The sequence below is a fragment of the Methylobacterium amylolyticum genome (assembly GCF_030700245.1).
Lineage (GTDB): Bacteria > Pseudomonadota > Alphaproteobacteria > Rhizobiales > Beijerinckiaceae > Methylobacterium.
The window spans coordinates 112787-138914 of sequence record NZ_JAUYZI010000012.1 but is presented as its reverse complement, the minus strand read 5'-3'; the positions used below and the strand labels follow the sequence as shown (position 1 = coordinate 138914).

Genomic DNA, 26128 nt, shown 5'->3' with positions numbered 1-26128 from the left:
GGCGAGCGCGGCGGCGCCGACGGTCGGGGCGACCGGCGCGGCGGCGCCGAGCGCGGAGATCGTGGCGGCGCCGAGCGCGGGGATCGCGGCGGGCCCGGCCGGGCCGACCGCGGGCCGCGCGGTGGCGGCGGCGCGGTGCGCGGCGCCTACGGGCGCCTCGATGCGGGCCGGCGCACCGAGTTCCGCCGGTCGATCACCGGGCTCGGCGTCGCCGCCGTCGCCGGGGCGAGCTTCGCCCTGACGGTCGGCACCGCGATCCCGCGCTCGGTCCGGCTGCACCGTCTGCCGCCGACCATCGTCGAGCTGGTGCCGGAATACGAGGGCTACGACTTCGTCCTCGTGCGCGACGACATCGTCATCATCGATCCCGACACCTACGAGATCGTCGACGTCATCCCGGCCTGATTTTTTCTCCAGACACGATCGGGCGGGGCCTCCTGGGGTCCCGCCCGCCTCAGCGGCCGCCGTCGAGGAGCTTCGAGACGACCCGGGCGGTGTAGTCCACCATCGGCACGATCCGCGCGTAGTTCAGCCGCGTCGGCCCGATCACCCCGACGACCCCGACGATCTTCTGGGATCCGTCCCGGAACGGCGCCGCGATCAGCGAGGAGCCGGACAGGGAGAACAGCTTGTTCTCCGAGCCGATGAAGATCCGCACGCCCTCGCCGCCCTCGGCGCGGGCGAGCAGGTCGATCACGTCCTTCTGCGTCTCCAGGTCGTTGAACAGCAGCCGGATCCGCTCCAGGTCCTCGGCCGCGCGCAGGTCGTCGAGCAGGTTGGCCTGACCGCGCACGATGAGCTGGCGCGCCTCCGAGGGGCCGACCGAGGTGGCGAGCCCGGCGTCCACGAGACGCTCGGTCAGCGCGTCGATCTCCCGCTTCATCGCCCGCCGGCCGGTCTCGATCTCGGCGCGCAGGGTCTCCAGGGTCCGGCCGTGCAGCCGGGCGTTGAGATAGTTCGTCGCCTCCTGCAACGCACCGGCCGGCAGGCCCGGCGGCAGGTCGACCAGCCGGTTCTCCACCGAGCCGTCGTCCGAGACGAGCACGACCAGGGCGCGGGCCGGATCGAGCCGGACGAACTCGATGTGCTTCAAGTGGACGTTGGTCTTGGTGGTCAGCACCACGCCGGCCCCGCGGGAGACCCCCGACAGCAGGCTCGACGCCTCGGTCAGCGCGGAATCGAAGGTGTGGCGCGAGGCCGCCGCCCGCATCTGCGCCTCGATCCGCTCCTGCTCCTCCCGGCCGACGTCGCCGAGTTCCAGCATCGCGTCCACGAAGAAGCGCAGGCCCTGCTCGGTCGGCAGCCGCCCGGCCGAGGTGTGGGGGGCGAAGATCAGCCCGGAATGCTCCAGGTCCGACATCACGTTGCGGATCGAGGCCGGCGACAGGCTCATCGGCAGGATGCGCGCGAGGTTGCGCGAGCCCACCGGCTCGCCGGTGGTCAGGTAGCTCTCGACGATCTGCCGGAAGATCTCGCGGGACCGCTCGCTGAGCGCGGCCAGCGCCGGGAGCGCGGAATCGGGCGGGAAGGGGGAGCCTGGGTCGGTCACGCGGGGATCCTGTCGCACGATCATGTCCGCGCGGCGACCGGGGATCAATCCGCCGCCGCGCCCGGGGCCGGCCCTTGCCCGGTGTGCCGGTGCGGCCTATGAGCCCGGCCCTCGACAATCTCAGCCGACAAGGGGTCCCCGGATGCGGCCTTCGAAGCGCGCCGCCGACGAGCTGCGGCCCGTGAGCCTGGAGCGTGCCGTGGCGCGCTACGCCGAGGGCTCCTGCCTCGTCAGCTTCGGCAACACCCGGGTGCTGTGCACCGCGTCGCTGGAGGAGCGCGGCCCGCCCTGGCTGCGCGGCTCCGGCAAGGGCTGGGTCACGGCCGAGTACGCGATGCTGCCGCGGGCGACGCACGAGCGCACCCGCCGGGAGGTCAATTCCGGCAAGCCCTCGGGCCGCACCCAGGAGATCCAGCGGCTGATCGGCCGCTCGCTCCGCGCGGTCACCAACCTGCCGGCTCTGGGCGAGCGCCAGGTCACCGTCGATTGCGACGTGATCCAGGCGGACGGCGGCACCCGCACCGCCGCGATCACCGGCGCCTGGGTGGCCCTGCACGACTGCTTCTCGTGGATGCGCGCCCGCTCGATCATCTCGGTCGATCCGCTGCGCGACCACGTCGCGGCAGTGTCCTGCGGGATCTACAAGGGCACGCCGATCCTCGACCTCGAATACGAAGAGGATTCAGCCGCCGAGACCGACGCCAACTTCGTGCTTACGGCCAAGGGCGGCATCGTCGAGGTGCAGGGCACGGCCGAGATGGAGCCGTTCTCGGAAGGCCAGCTCATCGAGCTGCTCGGCCTCGCCCGCACGGGCGTCGAGCGCCTCGTCGCCCTCCAGAAAGAGGCGGTGGCGTGAGGCGCCGTCTCACCGGCAAGGTGGTCATCGCCACCCACAATGCCGGCAAGCTCGCCGAGATGCGCGAGCTGCTGGAGCCGTTCGGCGTCGCGGCGGTCTCGGCCGGCGAGCTGGGGCTGGCCGAACCCGACGAGACAGGGACGATGTTCGCCGAGAACGCGGCGATCAAGGCGCACGCGGCCGCGCAGGCCACCGGCCTGCCGGCCTTCGCCGACGATTCCGGCCTGTGCGTCGATGCCCTCGACGGGGCGCCCGGCATCTTCTCGGCCCGCTGGGCCGGGCCGGACAAGGATTTCTCCGGCGCCATGGGCCGGATCTTCTCCGAACTCGACCGGCGCGGCGCCGAGGACCGCCGGGCGCACTTCATCTCCGCCCTGGTGCTGGCTTGGCCGGACGGGCACACGGAGCTGTTCGAGGGCCGGGTGTTCGGAAGCCTCGTGCAGCCCCGCGGCACGGCGGGGTTCGGCTACGACCCGCTGTTCCTCCCCGACGGCCACGCCCGGACCTTCGGCGAGATGAGCGCCGCGGAGAAGCACGGGGTCGACTGGCAGCGGGGCGATGGTCTGTCGCACCGGGCGCGCGCCTTCGTGCTGCTCGCCCGGGACTGCCTGGGGCAGGCGGTCTGATTACCGACGGGCTGATTGCCGAAGGCGCGTCCAGCGCGCATATCCCGGCGATCATGACACCGACCGGCCCGGACCATCCGACCCGCGACGCGGGCTTCGGGGTCTACCTGCACTGGCCCTTCTGCGCGGCGAAGTGCCCGTACTGCGACTTCAACAGCCACGTCCGGCACGCGGGCGTGGACGAGCCGCGCTTCCTCGAAGCCTTCCGCGCCGAGATCGCCCACACCGCCGCGCAAACGCCGGGTCGTGTCGTCACCAGCGTCTTCCTCGGCGGCGGCACGCCGTCGCTGATGCGGCCGGAGACGGTGGCCGGCCTCCTCGACGCGGTGGCGGCCCACTGGAGCGTGGCGCCGGATGCGGAGATCACGCTGGAGGCCAACCCGTCGAGCGTCGAGGCCGGCCGCTTCCGCGGCTACCGCGCCGCCGGGGTCAACCGGGTGTCGCTGGGCGTCCAGGCGCTCGACGACGCGTCCCTGCGCTCGCTGGGCCGACTGCACGATTCCGCGGAGGCGTTCGCGGCGATCCGGGTGGCGCAGGCCGCCTTCGAGCGCACCTCCTTCGACCTGATCTACGCCCGGCCCCGGCAGACGCCGGCCCAGTGGCGCGCCGAGCTGACAGAGGCGATCGACCGGGCGGCCGAGCACCTCTCGCTCTACCAGCTCACCATCGAGCCGGGGACGCCGTTCTACGGGCTGGCCGCCGCCGGCAAGCTGGTGCCCCCCGACGAGGAGACGGGGCGCGCCCTCTACGACGTGACGCAGGAGGTCTGCGCCGCCGCGGGTCTTCCGGCCTACGAGATCTCGAACCACGCCCGTCCCGGGGCGGAGGCGCGCCACAACCTGCTCTACTGGCGCTACGGCGAGTATGCCGGGATCGGCCCCGGCGCGCACGGGCGGCTCGTCACGGGGGGCGGGCGGGTCGGCACGGTGACCGAGCGCGCGCCGGAGGCTTGGCTCGCCCGCGTCGAGGCCGAGGGCCACGGCGTCGTGGAAATGGAGGCGCTGGCGCCCGGCGATCAGGCCGACGAGTTCCTGGTGATGGGGCTGCGGCTCGCCGAGGGCATCGATCCCGCCCGCTACGCGGCCCTGAAGGGCCGTCCGATCGACGTCGCCCGGCTCGAACCGCTGGTGGCGGACGGGCTGATCGCTAGGCTGCCGGGCGGGCGCATCGCCGCGACCCCGCGCGGGGCGCCGGTGCTCAACGCGCTGGTGGCCGAACTCGCGGCGTGATCAGAGCCCCGTCATCAGAGGCCCGTCATCAGAGGCCAGGCTTGCCGAGGGTGCGCGGCGCCGGGCTCACCGGCGTCGCCGCGTTGTTGCGGATTTCGTAGACGGCGAGCGCGCGGTCGCTGAGGCCGTCCGCCCGGAAGCGGAAGGTGCCGTCGACGCCGGAGAAGCCGGCGGGGCTGGTGAGCGTCGTCTCGGCGAAGCGCTGCGTGCCGTACTGCCGCGACAGGGCGGCGGTCAGCATCACCGCGTCGAAGGCGAGCGAGGCGACCCGCGGCGGGCTCGTCCCGAACCGCGCCTGGTAGCGGCCGGAGAAGTTCGAGAAGCCGGCGCGGTCCGGGGCGGCGAAGCGGCCGCCCTGGAGGGCGGGCAGGGCGAACAGGGCCGGGTCGTTCCAGGGCGCGGTGCCGAGGGGTCGCACCTGGGCGGGGGAGAACCCGGCCTTGGTCAGCGCCGCCGCGACGATCGGCAAGCCCTCGGCGGTCTCCGGGATGAACAGGGCGTCGGCGGTGGGCCGCGGGCCGGTGATGACCCCGGAAAGCCGGCCGATCGCCGGTCCCGGCGCGCCGGGCGCGTAGCGCTCCACGGCGGCGAGCCGCGCGCCCTTGCGCGCCACGGTCTCGCGGAACTGCGCCTCCACGGCGTTGCCGTACACGCTCTCGGGGATGAGCGCCGCGAAGGAGCGCCGCCCGCCGGCCACCGCCTCCGCGACGACCCGCTCCACCTCGGGCTGCGGCAGGAAGCTCAGGAGATAGACCCCGCGCGCGGCGACCCCCGCGTCGGTGGAGAAGGCGATCACCGGCTTGCCCGCCGCCCGGGCCGGGCCGGTGGCCGCCTGGACGCTGCCCGCGAACAGCGGGCCGAGCACGAGGTCGGCCCCCTCCTTCACCGCCCGCTGCGTCGCCTCGCGGGCGCCCTCGGGGGTGCCGCGGTCGTCCTCCACGAGGATCGTCAGGTCGGGCCGGCCGCCCTCCTCGTAGGCGAGCTGCGCGGCGTTGCGCAGCGCGGTGCCGACGGATTCGCCGGGGCCGCTGAGCGGGACGACCAAAGCCACCCTCACGGTGCCGGTGCCGATCCGGTTCTCCGGGCCCGCGGCCGGCAGGGCAGGAGCTTGCAGGGCAGGAGCTTGCAGGGGTGAGACCTGCACGGACTCGCCTTGCCCGGGCCCATCCGGGAGGGGCGCGGGCGGCAGGAGCGGCGCCCCGGTGTCGCCCGGGGGGCGCAGCTCGGCCTGGACCGGGGCGGCCCGCCGCGTCGCGCGGGCGCCGTCAGGGCCGCCGACGCAGGCGCTCAGCGCCGCGGCGCAGAGCACCGCGACCGCGGTTGCGAGACGCTGCCGCGCGCGCTGGACGGGCGCCATCGGTCCGATCTCCCCGGGGGACGCTGCCGCCAGCCTGACCGCAGGCCGGCGCCGTGTAAACAACCGCGCAGCCGTCACCCCCGCTCTCCACGTGCCGCCCGCGACGCCGGGGCGCCCCTGTGGCACTCTCGCCGCCGATGAGACCCCGATTCGACGGCCCGCGCCCGCCCCGCAGCACGACGTTCACCGCCTTCGGGCTGGCGAGCGAGACGGAGCCGCTGGCGCCCGGCCTGCACATCGTGGCCACGCCGATCGGCAACCTGCGCGACGTGACGATCCGGGCGCTGGCGACGCTCGCCGCCGCCGACGCGGTGCTCGCCGAGGACACCCGCGTCACCCGCACCCTGCTCGCCCATTACGGCATCACCACCCCGCTCGTGGCCTACCACGAGCATTCGGGCGAGACCGTCCGCGAGCGGGTGGTGGCGCGCCTGCGGGAGGGCGAGGCGCTGGCGCTCGTCTCCGACGCCGGCACGCCGCTCGTGTCCGATCCGGGCTACAAGCTCGTCCAGGCGGCGATCGAGGCCGGGATCGCGATCACCCCGGTGCCCGGCCCCTCGGCGGTGACGACGGCGCTGGTCGCCGCGGGCCTGCCCACCGACCGCTTCTTCTTCGAGGGCTTCCTGCCGCAGAAGGCGGGGGCGCGGCGCAACCGGCTGGAGGCGCTGGCGGGGGTTCCGGGCACGCTGGTGCTGTTCGAATCTCCCCACCGCCTGCCCGAGATGCTGGCCGACGCCGCCGCCGTGCTCGGGCCCGAGCGTCCGGCGGCGGTGACGCGGGAGCTCACCAAGCTCTACGAGACGGTCCGCCGCGATACCCTCGGCTCGCTCGCGGACCGGTTCGGCGGGGAGGGCCCGCCCAAGGGCGAGATCGTGGTGGTGATCGGCGCGGCTCCGGCGACGGAGCGGGCCACTGACGGCGACGCCGCCCTGGATGCGGCGCTGCGAGCGGCGCTGGAGCGGCACTCGATCAAGGACGCGGCGAGCCTCGTCGCCGACGAGACCGGCCAGCCCCGCCGCCTCGTCTACGCCCGCGCCCTGGCGCTGGCGCGGGAAGCGGGGGGATGAGAGGTGGGGGGATGAGGCGCGAGGACGCGGGTCTGCGGCGGCGTGCCGCGCACCGCCGGGGGCACCGGGCCGAGTGGCTGGCGCTCGTGGCGCTCATGCTCAAGGGCTACCGTCCGCTCGCACGCCGCGTGAGCGCGGCCGGCGGCGAGATCGACCTGATCGTCCGCCGCGGCGGGACGCTGGCCTTCGTCGAGGTCAAGGCCCGGGCCCGCCTCGACGACGCACGGGAGGCCATCGACGCGGCCAAGCGGCGGCGCTTCTCGCGTGCTGTGCGGGCCTGGGTCGGCCGCCACCCCTGGAGCGCCGGGCTGACGCTGCGGGCGGACGCGGTGTTCCTGGGCGGGCGCGCGTGGCCGGCCCACCTGCCGGGCGCTTTCGAGATCGAGGGGCTGTAGGCCGGAGCCGGGATCAGCCCCGGGCGGCGCGGATCGCGCCGATCAGCGTGCGCTTGAGATCGGCCTGGCTGAACGGCTTCTGCACCACCGGCCGGTCGCGGAACGGCTCGCGGATGCCGGCGCCGCCGTAGCCGGTGGAGAAGACCAGCGGCAGGTTCCGCCCGGCGATGGCCTCGGCCACCGGGTAGATCGGCTCGCCGGCGACGTTCACGTCGAGGATCGCCACCTCGAACGTCTCCGATGCGGCCATCTCCAGCGCGTTCGACAGGCGTGCGGCCGGGCCGACGACGGTGCAGCCGAAGTCGAGCAGCATGTCCTCGAGCAGCATCGAGATCGCGGCCTCGTCCTCGACGACGAGCACGCGGACGCCAGTGAGCACGTCGTCGTTCGGGTCAGCAGTCACGCCGGGCCGTCTTCCTTCCACACCCCGTCGCCGGGGGCTTGATGCGTGCAGTTCGATGCCGTCCCGCGGCCGGGGGAAACTCCGCCGACGGTCTCGCGGGACACCGGTTGGGTCGCCCGTTACGGGGTGGGTGTCAAGCGGACGTGAGCGCTCGGGCCCGGGTTCCGGGCGGCGATGTTAAGGAACGATACATTTTCCGCCCGCCTGCGGCCCGGCTGCACCAGCCCGCCGCTTACGATCGTCGATTGTACGAAAACGCACAAAACGGGGCCGCGCGGACCGGCCGACAGGGCCGGGACGGCGTCAATCGTCCTTGAATTCGACCTTGGCGCCGCGCGCCACGTGCAGCGCGAGGTCGCGGGCGTTCCAGTTGGTCAGGCGGATGCACCCGTGGGACTCGGTCTTGCCGACCTTCTCCGGCTCCGGCGTCCCGTGGATCCCGTAGCTCGGGATGGCGAGGTCGATCCACACGACGCCGACCGGGTTGTTCGGCCCCGGCTTGATCGTGAACTTCTCCTTCGCTTTCACGCCCTTGAACGCGTATTTGGGGTTGTAGGTGTAGTCGGGATTGAAGGCGATGCCCTTGACCTTGGTCGTGCCGCTCGGGGCCGGCTTCTCGGTGCTGCCGATCGAGGCCGGGTAGTAGGCCACGAGCTTGCCGTCCGCGGCGAAGGCCCGCACGTCCCGGCTCTCCTTGTCCACCTCCACCCGCTCCACCTTCGGGTCGCGCGGCAGGTCCTTGCCGCTCGGCTTGCCGGTCTCCATCGGCTCGACCGCGGCGACGACGATGGCGGTCCCCGCCTTGTCGAGCGGCTTGTCGGGGTTGAGGGCGCTGAGCAGGTCCCGCTGCATGTGGAACCGCTCGGCCAGCATCTCCCGCGGGTTGGTGTAGCCCAGCGCGTCGAGGTCGGCCTGCTCCTCCATCTTGGGCGGGATCTTCTCGACGTAGGGCCCGGCCGCGTCGGCCTCGGTGATCGTGTAGTCCTTCACCGCGGGCTCGCTGCCGCCCGCCGCCTGGAGTTTGTCCCAGACGTCCGGGGTGAGCTTGGTGGTGGCCGGCAGGCCCTGCGCCACCGCGAAGGCGGAGAGCGCCTTGCGCAGGTTGTCGCCGTCGCGGCCGTCGATCGCGCCCGGGTAGAAGTGCGCGCGGTCGAGGAGCACCTGCGTCTTGATCAGGAGCGGGTCGGGCCGCCCCGCCTTCCCCTTCGCCCGCTCGGCGTCCTTGCCCGGCGCGAAGCTCGCTCCGTTGATCGCCTCTGCGGTCAGCGGCGGGGCCGGCTCCGGCTTGCGCGCCCTCTTCGCCTCGGCGGCCCCGTTCAGGCACGCCACCGCGAGGAGAGCCGTGCAGGCTCGCAGCCAGGCCGTTCGCATCGTCCGCTCCAGAGTCCGGGAGCCGGGCGCTCCCGGACTCCGAAAGCGCCGAGGCCGCGCTTCCGTTCCCGCCCTTCGCCGCCCCCAAGTCCTTCATCCGCAACATCTACTCGCAGAGGCGGTGGCCGCCGTTGCGCTCGCGCTCGTCGAAGTGGAAGTGGTTCGCGTGGGCGGCGTTGCTGCCGGGGCCGAGGACGGTGCGGAAGAAGGCGCAGGCCTTGGTCCGCACGCTCCCCAGGAAGTCCGCCTCGTCGGAGCCCGGCAGCATCGTCTTCACGGGGATGGCGGCCCGGCCGGCGACCGAGAAGCCCATCACGTCGACCGCGTCCGCGAAGGCGTGCTCGCTGAGCTTGGCGTCGCGGTCGTGGTTCTGCCCCCGGCAGACGTAGGAGCCGCCGATGTCGAGGCCGGTGAGCGGGTGCTTGAGCGTGCGCTCCGCCTCCACGCCGACCTCCGTCGCCCAGCGCGCCAGCGCCTCGGCCATGCGGCAGGTGAGCGTTGCGCCCTGGGGCAGGGCTACGCCGTCGGCGAGCGCCGTCACCTTCAGCGGCAGGGGCGCGCTGCACTGGCCCTCGGAGATCGGCGGCAGCGGTTCGAAGGCGACCCCGAGCCGCTTCAGGCGGGTCCGGCAGGCGGTGTCGTCGGGCGGCGCGACCTTGAGCGTCAGCGCCGCCTGCCCGGAGAGTTCCGCCGGCCGCTCGGGCGGCGTCGGGGGCGGCACCGGCAGCTCGGACTTGGCCCCGTCGGCCGCCGGAGCGGTCGGTGTCGCCGGTGCCGCGGGCGCGGCGAGCTCGGCCGGCCGCGGCGGCGGCGCCGGGCTCTCCGGAGGCGCGGCCGGCTTCAGGTCCTCGGGCCGCGTCGGCGGCAGGGGCGGGGGCACCGGCACCGTCGCGCCGGCCGGCCCCTCGGCGGCAAGGGGTTCGGGCCCGGCCAGGGCGAGGCTCAGGAACAGGGCCGCGCAGGCGCGCGCCGACATCGCTCGACGGGTGGGCATCGGACCTCTGTGGCGGAACGCGGTGGGCGGTTCGAGACGACCGACAACGCGCGGACCCGACGGCGGGTCGCGCGGCCGCCGGCCGATGGTCTAGACTCCGGCCCGACCGTGTCTTTCGCACCACGGCCGCCGACCCCACATCGCGCGGGCCGCGACACGTTTGAGGACTGGCGAGGACTGGAATGCCGGACACAGCCGAGGCCGGGCCGAACGGCCTGCCGCAGGACAACCCCTTCGCCGAGATGCCCTGGAGCACGCCGCACGGGCTGCCGCCGTTCGAGCGCATCCGGCCGGAGCACTACATGCCGGCCTTCGAGGCGGCGCTCACCGCGCACGAGGCCGAGATCGCGGCGATCGCCGCGGAGACCGCGCCGGCGACCTTCGCCAACACCGTGGCGGCGATGGAGCGGGCGGGCCTCGCCCTCGATCGCGTGGCGGGGGTCTTCTACAACCTCACCGGCAGCCACACGAATCCGGATCTCCAGGCGGTCGAGCGCGAGATCGGGCCGAAGCTCGCCCGCCACGGCAGCGCCATCTACCTCAACCCGCAGCTCTGGGCGCGGGTCTCGGCGGTCGATCCGGCGGCGGAGGCGCTCGGGGACGAGGAGCGCCGGGTGCTCGACCGCTACCGCACCCGCTTCCGCCGTGCGGGGGCCGAACTCGGGCCCGAGGCCAAGGCGCGGGTCGCGGAGATCGCCGCGCGGATGTCCGAACTCGGCACCCGGTTCAGCCAGAACCTGCTGGCCGACGAGAGCGGCTTCACCCTGCCGCTGACGTCCGAGGCGGATCTCGCCGGGCTGCCGCCCTTCCTGCGCGCCGCCGCGGCGAGCGCCGCCCGCGAGCGCGGGATGGAGGGGCACGTCATCACCTTGTCGCGCTCGCTGATCGAGCCGTTCCTCGTCTTCTCCACCCGCCGCGACCTGCGCGAGCGCGCTTACGCGGCGTGGGCCCGGCGCGGCGAGACCGGCGGCGACACGGACAACCGGGCGATCATCGCCGAGATCGTGCGGCTGCGCGCCGAGCGGGCGCGGCTGCTCGGCTACGACAGCTTCGCCCATTTCAAGCTCGACGACACGATGGCGGCGAGCCCGGACGCGGCGATGGACCTCCTGCGCGACGTGTGGACCCCGGCCCGCGCCCGGGCCGGCGACGAGCGCGACCGGCTCCAGGCGATCGTGCAGGCCGAGGGGCACAATTTCGACCTCCAGGCCCATGACTGGCGCCACTACGCCGAAAAGCTGCGCCGGGCCGAGCACGATCTCGACGAGGGCGAGATCAAGGCCTACCTGCCGCTGGAGGGCATGATCCGGGCGGCCTTCGACACCGCGACCCGCCTGTTCGGCCTGCGCTTCGAGGAGCTGGCCGACGTGCCGCGCTACCACCCGGACGTGCGCGTCTGGCGGGTGAGCGAGGCGGACGGCACCGAGGTCGGCCTGTTCCTCGGCGACTACTTCGCCCGGCCCTCCAAGCGCTCCGGCGCCTGGATGAGCGCCTTCCGCTCGCAGGAGCGGCTGAACGGCACGGTCACCCCGGTCATCGTCAACGTGATGAACTTCGCCCGCGCCCCCGACGGCGCGCAGGCGCTGCTGTCCTTCGACGATGCCCGGACGCTGTTTCACGAGTTCGGCCACGCCCTGCACGGGCTCCTGTCCGACGTGACTTACCCGCTGCTCGCGGGCACCGCCGTCTCAGGCGACTTCGTGGAACTGCCCTCGCAGCTCTACGAGCACTGGCTGGAGCAGCCCGAGGTGCTGCGCACCCACGCCCGCCACCACGAGACCGGCACGCCGATGCCGGAGGCGCTGCTGGGGAAGCTGCTCGCCGCGCGCACCTTCAACCAGGGGTTCGCCACGGTGGAGTACACGTCGTCGGCGATCGTCGACATGACGCTGCACCTCTCGGCCGAGGGCGAGGTCGGGATCGACGTGCCGGACTTCGAGGCGGAGGCGTTGCGCCGGATCGCCATGCCCGCCGAGATCGGCATGCGCCACCGCACGCCGCACTTCGCGCACATCTTCTCGGGCGACGGGTACGCCGCCGGCTACTACAGCTATCTCTGGTCGGAGGTGCTGGACGCCGACGCCTTCGACGCCTTCCGCGAGGCCGGCGACATCTTCCATCCCGAGACCGCCGCCAAGCTGCGGACCTACGTCTACGGCGCGGGCAACCTGCGCGATCCGCGCGACGCCTACACCGCCTTCCGGGGCCGCCTGCCGAGCACCGCGCCGCTCCTGAAGAAGCGCGGGCTGGCCGCCTGAGATGCGGTAAGGGTTTCGTAAACAAACGTCCTTAACGCTCCCTTGCACCTGACCCGAGCGAGCGGAGCCGAGGGCGATGAGCAAGACGGAACCCAAGCTGGCCGCCTCGCCGGAGGACCTGCTGAAGGCGGCGGTGAGCCGGGCCGGGCCGAAGGACGCCGCGGACGCACCGGCCACGAAGGCGTCCCGGCGCTTGCCGGTGCCGCGTCTGCCGCGCCTCGACGCACGGCTGCTCGGCACCGCCGCGGCGATGCTCGCCCTCGGCGCGCTGCTGGGCGCCGGCGCCACCACCCTCGCCACGCAGCGCGACCGCGGGCCGGGCGCGGCGGTGGCCGCGCTCAACGCGGGCCTCAAGGCGCAGCGCGGCGAGACCGCCCGCCTCGGCGGCGAGGTCGCGCAACTGAACAAGGCGTTGACCGAACTGCGCGGCAGCGTCGAGGGTGCCCGCAAGGATGCGGCCGCGCGGGGGGCCGCGCTGGGCGACCGCCTCGCCGGCCTCGACCGGACGATCGCCGGGAAGGTCACCGCCCTGGGCGAGCGGATCGATCAGGCCGAGCGCGAGCAGGGTGCGCGGTTCGCCGCCCTCGCCGCCCGCGCGGCCGCCAAGACCGCCGAGAAGGCGCCCGAGAAGGCCGCCGAGCCGACCCAGACCGGGAGCCTCGCCGATCCGCGGGCCGCCGACCGGGCGCCGGAGCCGCGCCACGAGGCCCGGGCGGAGCCGCGGGCGGACACCAAGCTCGCCGCCGTTCCCGCCATCGAGGCCAAGCCGAAGGCCGCCGAGAAGCCGCCGGTGCTGGACGATTGGGCGGTGCGCGACGTGTTCGACGGCGCGGCGATCGTCGAGAACCGCCGCCGCCGGCTGTTCCAGGTCGGGCCGGGCGATACGCTTCCGGGGCTCGGCCGGGTCGAGGCGGTCGAGCGCCAGGGACGGGCCTGGGTCGTGGTGACCCGACACGGCATCCTCACGCCGCAGCCGTGGTGAGGGACGGGGCGGTCGTACCGACCGCGCCCGCCGCTTCACCGTTCAGGCGCGAGCGCTCGTCCCGGCCGGGACCGTCGCGCACGGTACACGACAGTGCGTGCCGGGCGGCGCATCCGACCCTGTCCCTCATCCTGAAGTGCCCGCGAGAGCGGGCCTCGAAGGAGGGCTCCAGGGATCGCGGCGCCCTCTGGAGGGCTCCTTCGAGGCCCCTTGCCACGGCAAGGGGCGCCTCAGGATGAGGGGGTCTGATACCGTTCCCGGGTGAACCGTTCGGTGATCCGGCCCCGCGCCGTCATCGCGAGCCGTAGGCGAAGCGACCCAGGGCAGCGCGCGGTTTGAGGTGGTGGCGCTGCTGGATTGCTTCGCTCCGCTCGCAAAGACGGAGAGCGTCGATCCCGAACCTTTCAGCCGGAAGTCGTATGATGGGACCCGCGGGGCTGCCCCCCGGGCTCTCATGTTCTCAAACCGTTGCGACTGGGATCGGCGCAAACCCTCGTTGTGGCGCGCTCTTCCGGGCCGGGCCGGCCTCCGCCGCGGCGACGAGCGCCCTAGTTCGAGGGGATGGCGATCGGAGCGAGATCGTCGCCGGAGACCGGGAAGCGCGGCTCGATCGTCATCGGATCGGCGATGAGCGCGGTCTTCGCTGCCCGGCGGCGGCCGTGGCGCAGCGCGCGTGTGCGGGCGGCCCGGGTCGGGTGGAGGAGCGCTGCGAGGAGCGCCTGACCCTCGAACTCCGTGTCGAGGTGCTTGGCTTCGAAGACGGGCATGGCCGGCCTGCGGATTGACGGCGGGGCCGACCGAACGGGTCGAACCTCTGCCGTTCCGGGATAACGGGGACAGCGTGGACTGGTTCCGCCAAGCTTTCGCCGCCGAACCATTTCTTGACGATTGATCCACGCGCGGCGGGTCTGCGGTGCGGTCCCGCACCTCCCGCCGGCCCCCGCCGTCGCCGCGCTGCGCCCGGTCCGGCCTGAGGGCGCTCCCGTCAGACGAACTGGCTGAGGCCCGGGATCGAGCCGATGATCGGGCCCATCACGTCCTCGCCGGCCTTCTCGCGGCCGACCGCGAACAGCTCCTGGCCGAGCGGCTGCATCTGGTTCATCGGCACGCCCGCCGACATCAGCTTCTGGCCGAGCGCCATCACGCCGCCGCCCATGCCGCCGAGCATGCCGAGCAGGCCGCCGCCCCCGCCGCCGTTACCGGCATTCGCCTCGGCCACCAGCGCCTCGGAGCCCGGAAGCGCCGCCATGAGCTGGCCCACCTCCGTCTCCGGCCCCTCCTTCTGGAGGAAGGCCAGGATCTGCCCCACGGCGGTCTGCGCGGTCTCGGCGTCGAGGCCGGTGCGGGCGGTGACGCGGGCGAGCAATTCTTCCATCGGGCGATCTCTTTAGAAACGGTCCGGTTCGTCTCTCTCGCCTCGGCGCCGGGAAATCAAGCGCGGGGGGCGGCGCGGCTGGAAAAGTCTGGGCGCGGTCGCCATGATCGCGGCGGGCGCGGGGAGGGTGCGATGGACGCGGACAGGACGATCCTGGTGGGCAAGAGCGTGCCGGCCTCCGGGCCCGGCAAGCCCGAGGTGCTGGCGCTGCGGCTCGCCAACCGCCACGGCCTCGTCGCCGGCGCCACCGGCACCGGCAAGACCGTCACCCTGCAGGTGCTGGCCGAGGGCTTCTCGAATGCCGGGGTCCCGGTCTTCGCCGCCGACATCAAGGGCGACCTCTCAGGCCTCGCCGCGGCGGGGGAGGCCAAGCCCGCCTTCGTCAAGCGCGCCGAGGAGCTCGGCACCGCTTATGAGCCCGACCGCTTCCCGGTGGTCTTCTGGGACCTGTTCGGCGAGCAGGGCCACCCGATCCGCTGCACGGTGACCGAGATGGGCCCGCTGCTGCTCGCCCGCCTCCTCGACCTCAACGATACCCAGGCGGGCGTGCTCAACATCGCCTTCCGGGTGGCGGACGAGAACCAGTGGCCGGTCATCGACCTGAAGGACCTGCGCGCCCTGCTGACCTTCTGCACGGAGAACCTCAAGGACATCTCCGGCACCTACGGCAACGTGTCGGCGGCGTCCGTGGGCGCGATCCAGCGGCAGTTGCTGGTGCTGGAGGGGCAGGGGGCGGACCGGTTCTTCGGCGAGCCGGCGCTCGAACTCACCGACTTCATGCGCCTCGACCGCGACGGGCGCGGCACCGTCAACATCCTGGCCGCCGACAAGCTGATGCAGCGGCCGAAGCTCTACGCCTCGTTCCTGCTGTGGATGCTGTCCGAGCTGTTCGAGCAGTTGCCGGAGGTCGGCGACCTCGACAAGCCGAAGCTGGTGTTCTTCTTCGACGAGGCGCACCTCCTGTTCAACGAGGCGCCGAAGGCGCTGCTCGACGCGGTGGAGCAGGTGGTGCGCCTGATCCGCTCGAAGGGCGTGGGCGTCTACTTCGTGACGCAGAACCCGCTCGACGTGCCGGAGACGGTGCTGGGCCAGCTCGGCAACCGGGTCCAGCACGCCCTGCGCGCCTTCACCCCGCGCGACCAGCGCGCGGTGCGCGCCGCCGCGGAGACCTTTCGGCAGAACCCGGGCTTCGACGTGGCCTCCGCGATCACCGAACTCGGCGTCGGCGAGGCGCTGGTGAGCTTCCTGGAGGCCAAGGGCACGCCCTCGGTGGTCGAGCGGGCGCTGATCGCGCCGCCGCAGGGCCGGGTCGGTCCGCTCACCTCGGCCGAGCGCGCCGCGGTGATCGCCGCGAGTCCGCTGCGCGGCAAGTACGATCAGGCGGTCGACAACGAGAGCGCCTACGAGATGCTGGCCAAGCGCAAGGGGCTCGACGAGGCGCCGGCCGAAGCGGCGGCGTCCGAGGGCGGGCTGTCGGGGATGCTCGGCGGGCTGCTGGAATCGGTGTTCGGCACGCCTGCGCCGAAGAAGGGCCAGCGCCGGCCTCCGCAGAGCCTCGCCGAGCAGGTCATCGCCAACGCCGCGCGCTCGATGGCCCGCAGCGTCGGCAAGGAGGTCGGCACCGTCATCCTGCGCAACGTGCTGGGTGGCCTGACGAAGCGGTGATGGAACGGGACGTGGATCCGATGACCGACCTCAAGACCCTGCGCAACCTCTCCGGCCTCAGCCCCGAGCCGGCCGGCCTCACCGGCTCGGCCCTGGTGCTGATCGACCTGCAGAACACCTACCGCGAGGGGGTGATGCGGCTCTCCGGCGTCGAGCCCGCCATCGCGGAGGCTGCCGCCCTGCTGGCGCGCGCCCGAACGGCCGGCACCCCCGTGTTCCACGTCCGCCACGATGCCGGGCCGGGCTCGCCCTACGACGTGCGCGCGGCGATCGGCCAGATCTCGGACGAGGTGGCGCCCCGCGACGGCGAGGCGGTGATCACCAAGGCCTATCCGAGCTCCTTCGTCGGCACCGACCTCGAAGCGCGGCTCAAGGCGGCGGGCGTCACCGACCTGATCCTGGCGGGCTTCATGACGCATATGTGCGTCAACTCCACCGCCCGCTCGGCCTTCAGCCTCGGCTTCCGCCCGACGGTGGTCGCCGCCGCGACCGCGACCCGCGACCTGCCCGCGCCGGACGGCTCCGTCGTCCCGGCGGCCCAGCTCCAGGCCGCGAGCCTCGCGGCGCTCGCCGACCTGTTCGCGGTGGTGACACCGGGCCAGCGCGACATCGCGGGCTGACGGCAGAACCTCGCCAAGGCCCGCCGCCTCCGCTAGACAGGACCGACACCTTCGAACCGTTCCAGCCACCGGGGCGGGCGGCATATCGGGAGAGTCGGGAGAGGCGATGCGGGTCGGGCTGTTCGTGCCGTGCTACGTCGATGCCTTCGAGCCTGAGGTCGGCATCGCCACGCTGGAACTGCTGGAGCGCCTCGGCTGCACGGTCGAGTACCCCTACGACCAGACCTGCTGCGGCCAGCCGATGACCAACACCGGCTGCCATGCCGAGGCCGCGGCCACCGAGGCCCTGTTCGTCAAGAATTTTTCCGGCTTCGACTACGTGGTCGCGCCGTCGGGAAGCTGCGTGCATCAGGTCCGCGAGCACCTCACCGCGATCCCGCAGACGGATGAGGTCGTGAAGGTCCGGGCGAGCACCTACGAGCTGGTCGAGTTCCTGCACGACGTGCTGAAGGTCGAGGCGCTGCCCTGGGCCGAGTTCCCGCACCGGGTCGCCTACCACGCCAACTGCAACGCGCTGCGCGGCATCGGCCACGCGCGGCCGACCGAGCTGAACAAGCCGTACTTCTCGAAGCCGCTCGACCTGCTGCGCCTCGTGAAGGGGGTCGAGCTGGTCGATCTCGCCCGTCCGGACGAGTGCTGCGGCTTCGGCGGCACGTTCTCGGTGTTCGAGCCGGCGGTCTCGGCCAAGATGGGCTACGACAAGGTCGCCGACCAGAACCGCGCCGGGGCGCACTACGTCGTCTCCGCCGATTCCTCCTGCCTGATGCACCAGAAGGGCTGCGCCGAGCGGCTCGGGCTGCCGCTCAAGTACATCCACATCGCGCAGGTGCTGAACGGAGCCGCCGCATGAGCGCCGATGACATGAGCGCCGAGGATCTGAACCCCCGCGAGCGCGAGGGCGTCATCCACCCGGAGGTGCGCGCCCCCGACGACGAGAGCGAGCGCGGCCAGGACGGCCGGCGCCTGCACCACGCCGAGGGCGCCTCGAAGCCGATCCGCGCGCCGCGGACGCGCGAGCCGCAGCCGCGCGGCGCCAAGATCCGCGGCGACCGGCCGATCGACCAGGCCGAGGCGGCCGAGCGCTTCCTCGCCGCGCCGCTCCATCAGGCCGCCCACGACGAGCGCCTGTGGGACCTGCGCAAGAAGCGCGACACGGCCGCCTTCGGCATCCCCGAATGGGAGGAGCTGCGCGAGCTGGCCTCCCAGATCAAGACGCACACCCTGGCGAACCTCGACCGCTACCTCGAGGAGTTCGAGGCGAACGCCAAGGCCAACGGCGTCCACGTCCACTGGGCGGTGGACGGGGCCGATCACAACCGCATCGTGCTCGGCATCCTGCGCGCGCACGGCGCGAAGACGCTGGTGAAGTCGAAGTCGATGCTCACCGAGGAGTGCGGCTTCCGTCACTTCATCGAGGCGGAGGGCATCGCCATCGTCGAGACCGACCTCGGCGAGCGCATCCAGCAGCTCGACAACGAGGAGCCGAGCCACGTCGTCGTCCCCGCCGCCCATAAGACGCGCTTCGACGTGGCGGAGGTGTTCGCCCGGACGCTCGGCACCGACCCGGACAACGACGACGCGCACTACCTCGCCGAGAGCCAGCGCGAGACGACGCGCCCGCATATCCTCCAGGCCGATGCCGGCCTGACCGGCTGCAACTTCGCGGTCGCCGAGACCGGTACGGTGGTCACCTGCACCAACGAGGGCAACGCCGACCTCTCGGGCAACGTGCCGCCGTTGCAGATCCACTCGATCGGCATCGAGAAGATCATCCCGCGCGTGGAGCACCTCGGCGTGTTCCTGAGGCTGCTTGCGCGCTCGGCGCTCGGCTCGCCGATCACCCAGTACACCTCGCATTTCCGCGGGCCCCGCAAGGGGACCGAGATGCATATGGTGCTGGTCGACAACGGCCGCTCCGCGCGGCTCGGGATGGAGGAGTTCTGGACCTCGCTGAAGTGCATCCGCTGCGGCGCCTGCATGAACACCTGTCCCGTGTACCGGCGCTCCGGCGGCCTCTCCTACGGCGCCACCTATTCCGGGCCGATCGGGCTGATCATCGACCCGACCTTCAACAAGCGGAAATACTCGACCCTGCCGTTCTCCTCGACCATGAACGGCTCGTGCACCAACGTCTGCCCGGTGAAGATCAACATCCACGAGCAGATCTTCGCGTGGCGCAAGGTGCTGGCCGAGGAGCACCAGATCCCGGCACTCAAGCAGGGGATGATGAAGGCGGCCGGCGCGGTGCTGTCGCGGCCGGCGGCGTACCGGGCGGCGATCGGCGCGGCCGATTCGGCGCTCAAGGTGCTGCCGCGCTTCGCCGTTTACAACCCGCTCAACACCTGGGGCCGCAAGCGCGAGATGCCCGAGGCCCCGCGCCAGTCGTTCCACGCGTGGTACAAGGCGAACCGGATGAAGGGCGACAAGGCGTGAGCGCCCGCGACGGAATCCTCGCCGCGATCCGGGCGAACCGTCCGGCCGGCGACCACCCGCTGCCGGACGTTCCGCTGTTCGCGCCGCTCGTCGGCGACGACCTGACGGCCGAGTTCGGCGCCCGGCTCCAGCGCATGGGCGGGCGGATCGCGCCGGGCACGGCGCAGGATCCGCTGGCCGGCGTGCGCGAGCGGCTGGCGGGGGCGAAAGTGGTCGCCTCGGCGGTGCCGGAGGTGGCGGGCAACCGCGATCTGGCCGCGATCGCGCGCCCGCAGGACGTGGACGACGTGGACGTGGCGGTGGTGCGGGCGGTGTTCGGCATCGCCGAGACCGGCTCGGTGCTGTTCACGCAGGACGAACTCGTCGTGAACGCGGTCGCCTACCTCGCCCAGCACCTCGTCGTGCTGCTCGACCCCGCCGACATCCTGCCCAACGTGCAGGCAGCCTACCGCCGGCCCGAGTTCGGCCGGGCAGCCTACGCGGTGCTGCACACCGGCCCCTCGGCCACCGCCGACATCGAGGGCGTGCTGATCCATGGGGCGCAGGGGGTGCGCTCGCTGAGCGTGGTGCTGACGCCGCGGGCAACAGCCTGAGACGGCGGCGCTTTTTCGTGCACGGAGCGCTGGAACCGCGCGGGGCCGGCGCCCCTTGCCAGGGCTGAACACCGTCCCCGGCAAGGCCCCCCGATGCGCTACACCCTCGGTTGCAGTCTGTCCTACAACATCCTCGCGGACACGACCTTCATCTTCAATCTCGAAGTCGCGAAGCTGAAGAGCGTCGAGATCCTCTCGGAATCCCTCGTCCTGACGCCGAACCTGAAGCGCGACGTCTACACCACGCCGGACATGCGCAACCGCTACCTCGGCGTGAACGTGCCGATGGGGCAGTTCGCGCTGGAGTACAATGCCGAGGTCGATCTCACCGTCCACCGCGCCGACCCGGCGACGATCGAGGAGACCCCGATCGCGCGGCTGCCGCTCGACATCCTGCCGTTCCTGCTGCCGAGCCGCTTCGTCTCGTCCGACCGGCTGACGCCGTTCGCCCAGGCCGAGTTCGGCGCGCTGCCGAAGGGGCATCAGCGGGTCAACGCGATCTGCAACTGGATCCACGACCACATCACCTACAAGCCGGGCACCAGCGACGGCGAGACCACCGCCGACGAGTCGCTCCTGAAGCGGGCGGGGGTGTGCCGCGACTTCGCGCATATCGGTACCGCCTTCTGCCGGGCGCTGGGCATCCCGGCCCGGTTCGTCTCCTGCTACGCCCACGGCCTCGTGCCGAGCGACTTCCACGCGGTGTTCGAGGCCTACCTAGACGGGCGCTGGTGGCTGTTCGACGCCACGCGTCAGGCGGATCTCGACGGGCTGGTGCGGATCGGCGTCGGCCGCGACGCCGCCGAGATCGCGTTCTCGACCCCCTACGGCAACATGCAGCCGGTCAACCAGCAGGTCCGCATCCAGCGCTCGGACGGGCTGGGCAGCCCGGTCCAGCGCACCGTCGACGCGATCTCGACCGAGGAGCCGGCCCCGCACGCGGGCGCCGCCTGACGGTGACCGGATCGCAGGATCCTGTGATGCGCGATCCTGTGATACCCTGATCCCGCGATACCAGCCCGGGATTCCGCATGGCCTACCGCCACGTCGTCGGCCCCCGCACCCACGTCTTCGCCGATCTCGCCGCGCTGATGGCGAAGGCGACGCCGGTCCGCTCCGGCGACCGGCTGGCGGGGCTCGCCGCCGAATCCGCGGAGGAGAATGCCGCCGCCAAGTGGTGCCTCGCGGAGGTGCCGATCGCCGAGATCCTGGCGCGGCCGCTGATCCCCTACGAGGCCGACGACGTCACCCGTCTGATCCTCGACACCCACGATGCGAACGCCTTCGCCGAGATCGGGCATCTCACGGTCGGCGACTTCCGCGAATTCCTGCTCACCGCCTCCTCCGGGACGCTCGCGCGCATCGCCCCGGCGGTGACGCCCGAGATCGCGGCGGCGGTGTCGAAGATCATGCGCAACCAGGACCTGATCGCGGTCGCCCGCAAGGCCCGGATCGTCACCCGGTTCCGCAACACGATCGGCCTGCCCGGCACGCTCGCGGTGCGCCTCCAGCCCAACCACCCGACCGACGATCCGGCCGGCATCACCGCCGCGATCCTCGACGGCCTGAGCCTCGGCTGCGGCGACGCGGTGATCGGCATCAACCCGGCCTCGGACTCGGTGCAGGCGCTGGGCGACCTGCTGCATCTCCTCGACGAGATGATCCAGCGGCACGCGATCCCGACCCAAGGCTGCGTGCTCACCCACGTCACCACGACGCTGGAGGCGATGGAGCGGGGCCTGCCGGTCGACCTCGTGTTCCAGTCGATCGCCGGCACGCAGGCCGCCAACGCGAGCTTCGGCGTGACCCTCTCCGTGCTCAAGGAAGCGCACGAGGCGATGCTGGCGCTGAAACGCGGCACGCTCGGCGACAACGGCCTGTATTTCGAGACCGGCCAGGGCTCGGCGCTCTCGGCGGACGCGCATCACGGCATCGACCAGCAGACGCTTGAGGCGCGCGCCTACGCGGTGGCCCGCGTCTTCCGGCCGCTGCTGGTCAACACCGTGGTCGGCTTCATCGGCCCGGAATACCTCTACGATGGCAAGGAGATCATCCGGGCGGGGCTGGAGGACCATTTCTGCGGCAAGCTGATGGGCGTGCCGCTCGGCGTCGACGTCTGCTACACCAACCACGCCGAGGCCGATCAGGACGACATGGACACCCTGCTGACGCTGCTCGGCGCGGCCGGCTGCACCTACATCATGGGCGTGCCCGGCGCCGACGACGTGATGCTGAACTACCAGTCCACCTCGTTCCACGACGCCCTGTACCTGCGCGAGGTGCTGGGCCTGAAGCGCGCACCGGAATTCGAGGCGTGGCTCCAGGGGATCGGGCTCACCGACGGGCAGGGCGCGCTGCTGCCGGGCCCGGCCGGGCTGCCGCTCCTCGGCTCGGCGCCGGGGCTCGCGGCGTGAGGGCGAACGAGCCCAGCATTCCGCCTCTCCCTCCCCCCTCTGCGGGGGAGGGTGGCCCTCGCGTCAGCGAGGGTCGGGAGAGGGGAGCGGCGGTGCCGGAGACGTCGCGCCGGAGACCAAACCCGCCCTCGTCGCGCTGCCCCTCTCCCCCCCTGCTGCGCAGGGGACCCTCCCCCGCAGAGGGGGGAGGGGGATGCGCACATGCCGCCGCTCCGCCTGCACGCGGAGCGTCCCGGTGATGGAAACGGACGATCCCCAAAAAATCTGGGCCCGCCTCGCCGGCCTCACCCCCGCCCGAATCGGCCTCGGCCGGGCCGGCAGTTTCCTGCCGACGCGGGCGGTGCTGCGCTTCGGACTCGACCACGCCCAGGCCCGGGACGCGGTCCACACGCCGATGGACGCCGACGCGGTCGCTGAGGCGATCGGGGCCCTGGGCCTCGGGACGCTGCGGGCCGCGTCCCGCGCGCCGGACCGGGCGAGCTACCTGCGCCGGCCCGATCTCGGCCGCCGCCTCGCCCCGGAGGACCGCGCCGCCCTGGAGGCGTCGGAGGGCGGCGCCGACCTCGCCCTGGTCGTGGCCGACGGCCTGTCGGCGCGGGCGGTGCACGAGGGGGCGGCGCCCCTGCTGGCCGCGTTCGCGCCGCACGCCGAGCGGGCGGGCTGGCGCCTCGCGCCGGTGGTGGTGGCGGCGCAGGCGCGGGTGGCGCTCGGCGACGAGATCGGCGCGGCCCTGCGGGCCCGGGCGGTGGCGGTGCTGATCGGCGAGCGGCCGGGCCTGTCCTCGCCCGACAGCCTCGGGATCTACCTGACCCTCGCCCCCCGGGTCGGGCGCTCCGATGCGGAACGGAACTGCATCTCCAACGTCCGCGCCGCCGGGCTGACCCACGACCGCGCCGCGTTCCGGCTGGCGTGGCTTCTGGAGCGGGCGCTGGCGCTCGGCCTGACCGGCGTGCGCCTGAAGGACGAGAGCGACCGGGCGCTCGCCTCCGGTGGGACCGCGGCGGCGGTCGAGGATGCGTCCCGCGCGTGAGCGCGCGCCCGCCGGACGGGCCGCAAGCGTGGCTGTGGCGAGGTCGCAACACCGTAAAACCATCCCGGCGCTGCCCCGAGTCCAGCGCGCCGACGCCGCGATCCCGCCATAGTCCGAGCCCACCTCAGCAACCGCGGTAAACGGCAGGTTCACCAACGCCTTACCGTGCGGGATCGAGATCATTCCGGCAGCGCGGACGGGCCCTCCGGCGCATCGCGATTGGCGATGCGCTGCGGTCGTCCATACCTTCCGGAGGTGTGGGGCGCAGACTCGGAAATTTGGTCATGGACGCGCGTGTGAACGACAAGTCGAAGCTGCCGAGCCGCCACGTCACCGAGGGGCCCGACCGCGCGCCCCACCGCTCGTACCTCTACGCGATGGGCCTGACCCGCGAGCAGATCCACCAGCCGCTCGTCGGCGTCGCCTCGTGCTGGAACGAGGCCGCCCCCTGCAATATTTCGCTGATGCGCCAGGCGCAGGCGGTGAAGAAGGGCGTGGCCGCCGCCAGCGGCACGCCGCGCGAGTTCTGCACCATCACCGTCACCGACGGCATCGCCATGGGCCACAGCGGCATGCGCGCCTCGCTGCCGTCCCGCGAGGTCATCGCCGACTCGGTCGAGCTGACCATGCGCGGCCACGCCTACGACGCCCTCGTCGGCCTCGCCGGCTGCGACAAGTCGCTGCCGGGCATGATGATGGCGATGGTGCGCCTCAACGTGCCGTCGATCTTCATCTACGGCGGCTCGATCCTGCCCGGCTCGTTCCGCGGCAAGCCGGTGACCGTGCAGGACCTGTTCGAGGCGGTCGGCAAGGTCGCGGTCGGCGACATGAGCCTGGAAGACCTCGACGAGCTGGAGCAGGTCGCCTGCCCCTCGGCCGGCGCGTGCGGCGCGCAGTTCACCGCCAACACCATGGCGACCGTCTCCGAGGCGATCGGCCTCGCGCTGCCCTACTCGGCCGGCGCCCCGGCGCCCTACGAGATCCGCGACAAGTTCTGCGCCACCGCGGGCGAGAAGGTGATGGAGCTGCTCGCCAAGCGGATCCGCCCGCGCGACATCGTCACCCGCAAGGCGCTGGAGAACGCCGCCGCCACGGTGGCGGCCTCCGGCGGCTCGACCAACGCGGCGCTGCACCTGCCGGCCATCGCCCACGAGTGCGGCATCGAGTTCACCCTGTTCGACGTGGCCGAGATCTTCCGGCGCACGCCCTACATCGCGGATCTCAAGCCGGGCGGGCGCTACGTCGCCAAGGACATGTTCGAGGTCGGCGGCATCCCGCTGCTGATGAAGACGCTGCTGGACCACGGCTACCTGCACGGCGACTGCCTCACCGTGACCGGCCGGACCATCGCCGAGAACCTCGAGAAGGTCGCCTGGAACCCGGACCAGGACGTGGTGCGCCAGGCCGATCAGCCGATCACCCCGACCGGCGGCGTCGTCGGCCTCAAGGGCAACCTCGCCCCCGAGGGCGCGATCGTGAAGGTCGCCGGCATCCCGCAGGAGCGCCAGGTCTTCACCGGCCCGGCCCGGGTGTTCGACGGCGAGGAGGCGTGCTTCGCGGCCGTGCAGTCGCGGTCCTACAAGGAGGGCGACGTCCTCGTCATCCGCTACGAGGGTCCGCGCGGCGGCCCCGGCATGCGCGAGATGCTGTCGACCACGGCGGCGCTCTACGGCCAGGGCATGGGCGAGAAGGTCGCCCTGATCACCGACGGGCGCTTCTCCGGCGCCACCCGCGGCTTCTGCGTCGGCCATGTCGGGCCGGAGGCGGCGGTCGGCGGCCCGATCGGGCTGCTGCGCGACGGCGACATGATCACCCTCAACGCCATCGATGGCACGCTGACCGTCGCCCTGTCCGACGCGGAGCTCGCCGAGCGCCGCAAGGCCTGGGCGCCGCGGGGCAACAGCGCGACCTCGGGCTATCTCTGGAAGTACGCGCAGGGCGTCGGCCCCGCCTTGTACGGCGCCGTCACCCACCCGGGGGGCGCCCAGGAGACGCAGAGCTATGCGGACATCTAGGACCGTCCTCAGCCGGCGCAGGCCGGCCGGGGCCGCTCCCGGCCGGCTCCGCGCGGGCCTCGCCGCGGCCGGGGCGCTCGCCCTGCTCGCCCTCTCGGGCGGCCCGTCGCGGGCCCTCGACGCAGGCGTGCGGGTGGCCGTGCCGATGCCAGTGGCGGAGAAGGCCTACCGCTCGGCCAAGGACGCCCTGCGCGCGGGCGTGCGCGAGTACAACGCGGGCGACAAGCAGGGCGCCGCCCGCGCGCTCGAATACGCCGCCGGCCAGGGCCACGCGCTGGCCCTGTGGAAGCTCGGCCGCATGTACGCCGAGGGCGACGGCGTGCCCCACGACGACCTCAAGGCGTTCGAGTTCTTCTCGCGGATCGCCGACGCCAGCACCGACGAGGGGCCGGACCCGCAGAACGCCGCGGTCACCGGCAGCGCCTTCACGGCGCTCGGCACCTACTTCCTGGAGGGGATCAAGGGCACCTACGTGCGCCCGAACGCCGAGCGCGCCTACGACATGTTCAACTACGCCGCCTCGTATTACGGCGACCCCAACGCGCAGTACAATCTCGCCCGGCTCTACCTCGACGGCAACGGCGTCGATGCCGATCCGCGGCAGGCGGCGCGCTGGTTCAACCTCGCCGCCGAGAAGGGCCATCGCCCGGCCCAGGCGCTGCTCGGCGACATGCTCGTCAACGGCTCAGGGGTGCAGCCCCAGCGGGTGCGCGGCCTGATGTGGCTGTCGCTCGCCCGCGAGGGCGTCGAGGGCCGCAAGGACGACTGGATCGTCGCCCTCTACGACAAGAACTGGGCGGTCGCCAGCGCGGACGACCGGGCCGAGGCGCAGGCGCAGCTCCAGACGGTGGGCTCGATCCGGCGGCGGAACTGATACCGTTGGCGGTCGAAGGGCC

Annotated in this window: 25 protein-coding genes; 18 read left to right on the top strand and 7 right to left on the bottom strand. The window is 72.9% G+C overall.

What is annotated here, in order from left to right; translation table 11 throughout:
* Positions 1-405, top strand: a 405-nt coding sequence (locus Q8W71_RS11325; protein ID WP_305525465.1) for a DUF1236 domain-containing protein, incomplete at its 5' end; no start/stop codon positions are given.
* A 49-nt stretch (positions 406-454) separates the two neighbouring features.
* Here the strand turns inward: Q8W71_RS11325 and hrcA are convergent.
* A complete protein-coding gene (gene hrcA / locus Q8W71_RS11320; protein ID WP_370875387.1) occupies positions 455-1573 on the bottom strand; it encodes a heat-inducible transcriptional repressor HrcA in 1119 nt (372 codons plus the stop codon).
* Positions 1574-1691: 118 nt separating this feature from the next.
* On the opposite strand from hrcA, the gene rph reads away from it, so the two are divergent.
* Genes rph through hemW form a run of 3 tightly spaced genes read left to right on the top strand, consistent with a single transcriptional unit; the run spans position 1692 to position 4260 of the window.
* Positions 1692-2405 carry a ribonuclease PH gene (gene rph, locus Q8W71_RS11315; RefSeq protein WP_305525463.1) on the top strand — a complete coding sequence of 238 codons (714 nt, stop codon included), beginning with the start codon at positions 1692-1694 and terminating at the stop codon, positions 2403-2405.
* Complete coding sequence (gene rdgB, locus Q8W71_RS11310) at positions 2402-3031, top strand: RdgB/HAM1 family non-canonical purine NTP pyrophosphatase (protein WP_305525462.1); 630 nt, start codon at positions 2402-2404, stop codon at positions 3029-3031. The genes rph and rdgB overlap by 4 nt, the downstream gene beginning before the upstream one ends.
* 53 nt (positions 3032-3084) lie before the next feature.
* On the top strand, positions 3085-4260 hold the full coding sequence (gene hemW, locus Q8W71_RS11305; protein WP_305525461.1) for a radical SAM family heme chaperone HemW: 1176 nt from the start codon (positions 3085-3087) through the stop codon (positions 4258-4260).
* Positions 4261-4288: 28 nt separating this feature from the next.
* Here the strand turns inward: hemW and Q8W71_RS11300 are convergent, their stop codons facing one another.
* Positions 4289-5617, bottom strand: a complete 1329-nt coding sequence (locus Q8W71_RS11300; RefSeq protein WP_305525460.1) for a penicillin-binding protein activator — start codon at positions 5615-5617, stop codon at positions 4289-4291.
* A gap of 137 nt (positions 5618-5754) precedes the next feature.
* On the opposite strand from Q8W71_RS11300, the gene rsmI reads away from it, so the two are divergent.
* Both rsmI and Q8W71_RS11290 read left to right on the top strand, forming a co-directional pair.
* Positions 5755-6684 carry a 16S rRNA (cytidine(1402)-2'-O)-methyltransferase gene (gene rsmI / locus Q8W71_RS11295; RefSeq protein WP_305525459.1) on the top strand — a complete coding sequence of 310 codons (930 nt, stop codon included), beginning with the start codon at positions 5755-5757 and terminating at the stop codon, positions 6682-6684.
* A gap of 11 nt (positions 6685-6695) precedes the next feature.
* Complete coding sequence (locus tag Q8W71_RS11290) at positions 6696-7079, top strand: YraN family protein (protein WP_305525458.1); 384 nt, start codon at positions 6696-6698, stop codon at positions 7077-7079.
* 13 nt (positions 7080-7092) lie between these two features.
* On the opposite strand, the gene Q8W71_RS11285 is transcribed toward Q8W71_RS11290, so the two are convergent.
* The 3 genes from Q8W71_RS11285 to Q8W71_RS11275 form a co-directional block, all read right to left on the bottom strand.
* A complete protein-coding gene (locus Q8W71_RS11285; protein WP_305525457.1) occupies positions 7093-7482 on the bottom strand; it encodes a response regulator in 390 nt (129 codons plus the stop codon).
* Positions 7483-7785: 303 nt separating this feature from the next.
* A complete protein-coding gene (locus Q8W71_RS11280; protein ID WP_305525456.1) occupies positions 7786-8853 on the bottom strand; it encodes a L,D-transpeptidase family protein in 1068 nt (355 codons plus the stop codon).
* 106 nt (positions 8854-8959) lie between these two features.
* Complete coding sequence (locus Q8W71_RS11275; protein WP_305525455.1) at positions 8960-9847, bottom strand: extensin-like domain-containing protein; 888 nt, start codon at positions 9845-9847, stop codon at positions 8960-8962.
* A 182-nt stretch (positions 9848-10029) separates the two neighbouring features.
* Between Q8W71_RS11275 and Q8W71_RS11270 the strand changes: the two genes are divergently transcribed.
* Both Q8W71_RS11270 and Q8W71_RS11265 read left to right on the top strand, forming a co-directional pair.
* Positions 10030-12105 (top strand): M3 family metallopeptidase, encoded by a 2076-nt coding sequence (locus Q8W71_RS11270; protein WP_305525454.1) that lies wholly within the window; start codon positions 10030-10032, stop codon positions 12103-12105.
* A gap of 76 nt (positions 12106-12181) precedes the next feature.
* Positions 12182-13087 carry a hypothetical protein gene (locus tag Q8W71_RS11265; RefSeq protein WP_305525453.1) on the top strand — a complete coding sequence of 302 codons (906 nt, stop codon included), beginning with the start codon at positions 12182-12184 and terminating at the stop codon, positions 13085-13087.
* Positions 13088-13635: 548 nt separating this feature from the next.
* Here the strand turns inward: Q8W71_RS11265 and Q8W71_RS11260 are convergent.
* Both Q8W71_RS11260 and Q8W71_RS11255 read right to left on the bottom strand, forming a co-directional pair.
* Positions 13636-13854, bottom strand: a complete 219-nt coding sequence (locus Q8W71_RS11260) for a hypothetical protein (RefSeq protein WP_305525452.1) — start codon at positions 13852-13854, stop codon at positions 13636-13638.
* 218 nt (positions 13855-14072) lie between these two features.
* On the bottom strand, positions 14073-14462 hold the full coding sequence (locus Q8W71_RS11255) for a DUF2267 domain-containing protein (protein WP_305525451.1): 390 nt from the start codon (positions 14460-14462) through the stop codon (positions 14073-14075).
* 132 nt (positions 14463-14594) lie between these two features.
* On the opposite strand from Q8W71_RS11255, the gene Q8W71_RS11250 reads away from it, so the two are divergent.
* From Q8W71_RS11250 to Q8W71_RS11205, 10 genes are all read left to right on the top strand, one after another.
* Positions 14595-16127, top strand: a complete 1533-nt coding sequence (locus Q8W71_RS11250; protein WP_305525450.1) for a helicase HerA-like domain-containing protein — start codon at positions 14595-14597, stop codon at positions 16125-16127.
* 20 nt (positions 16128-16147) lie between these two features.
* Positions 16148-16747 (top strand): cysteine hydrolase family protein, encoded by a 600-nt coding sequence (locus Q8W71_RS11245; protein WP_305525472.1) that lies wholly within the window; start codon positions 16148-16150, stop codon positions 16745-16747.
* 106 nt (positions 16748-16853) lie between these two features.
* Positions 16854-17597 (top strand): (Fe-S)-binding protein, encoded by a 744-nt coding sequence (locus Q8W71_RS11240; protein ID WP_305525449.1) that lies wholly within the window; start codon positions 16854-16856, stop codon positions 17595-17597.
* A gap of 11 nt (positions 17598-17608) precedes the next feature.
* On the top strand, positions 17609-19180 hold the full coding sequence (locus Q8W71_RS11235; protein WP_305525471.1) for a lactate utilization protein B: 1572 nt from the start codon (positions 17609-17611) through the stop codon (positions 19178-19180).
* Positions 19177-19773, top strand: a complete 597-nt coding sequence (locus Q8W71_RS11230; RefSeq protein ID WP_305525448.1) for a LutC/YkgG family protein — start codon at positions 19177-19179, stop codon at positions 19771-19773. Before Q8W71_RS11235 ends, Q8W71_RS11230 begins: the two co-directional genes overlap by 4 nt.
* A 93-nt stretch (positions 19774-19866) precedes the next feature.
* Positions 19867-20727, top strand: coding sequence for a transglutaminase-like domain-containing protein (locus tag Q8W71_RS11225; RefSeq protein WP_305525447.1), 861 nt, complete (start codon positions 19867-19869; stop codon positions 20725-20727).
* Positions 20728-20804: 77 nt separating this feature from the next.
* Positions 20805-22187, top strand: a complete 1383-nt coding sequence (locus Q8W71_RS11220; protein ID WP_305525446.1) for an ethanolamine ammonia-lyase subunit EutB — start codon at positions 20805-20807, stop codon at positions 22185-22187.
* A 238-nt stretch (positions 22188-22425) separates the two neighbouring features.
* Entirely contained in the window at positions 22426-23217 is a 792-nt protein-coding gene (gene eutC, locus Q8W71_RS11215) for an ethanolamine ammonia-lyase subunit EutC (protein ID WP_305525445.1), read from the top strand.
* A gap of 284 nt (positions 23218-23501) precedes the next feature.
* Positions 23502-25232: a dihydroxy-acid dehydratase gene (ilvD, locus tag Q8W71_RS11210; protein ID WP_305525444.1), complete on the top strand. Its 1731-nt coding sequence runs from the start codon at positions 23502-23504 to the stop codon at positions 25230-25232.
* The gene (locus Q8W71_RS11205) at positions 25219-26106 is read left to right on the top strand and encodes a tetratricopeptide repeat protein (RefSeq protein ID WP_305525443.1); all 888 of its coding nucleotides are present in this window, start codon (positions 25219-25221) and stop codon (positions 26104-26106) included. The genes ilvD and Q8W71_RS11205 overlap by 14 nt, the downstream gene beginning before the upstream one ends.
* Positions 26107-26128: the final 22 nt, after the last annotated feature.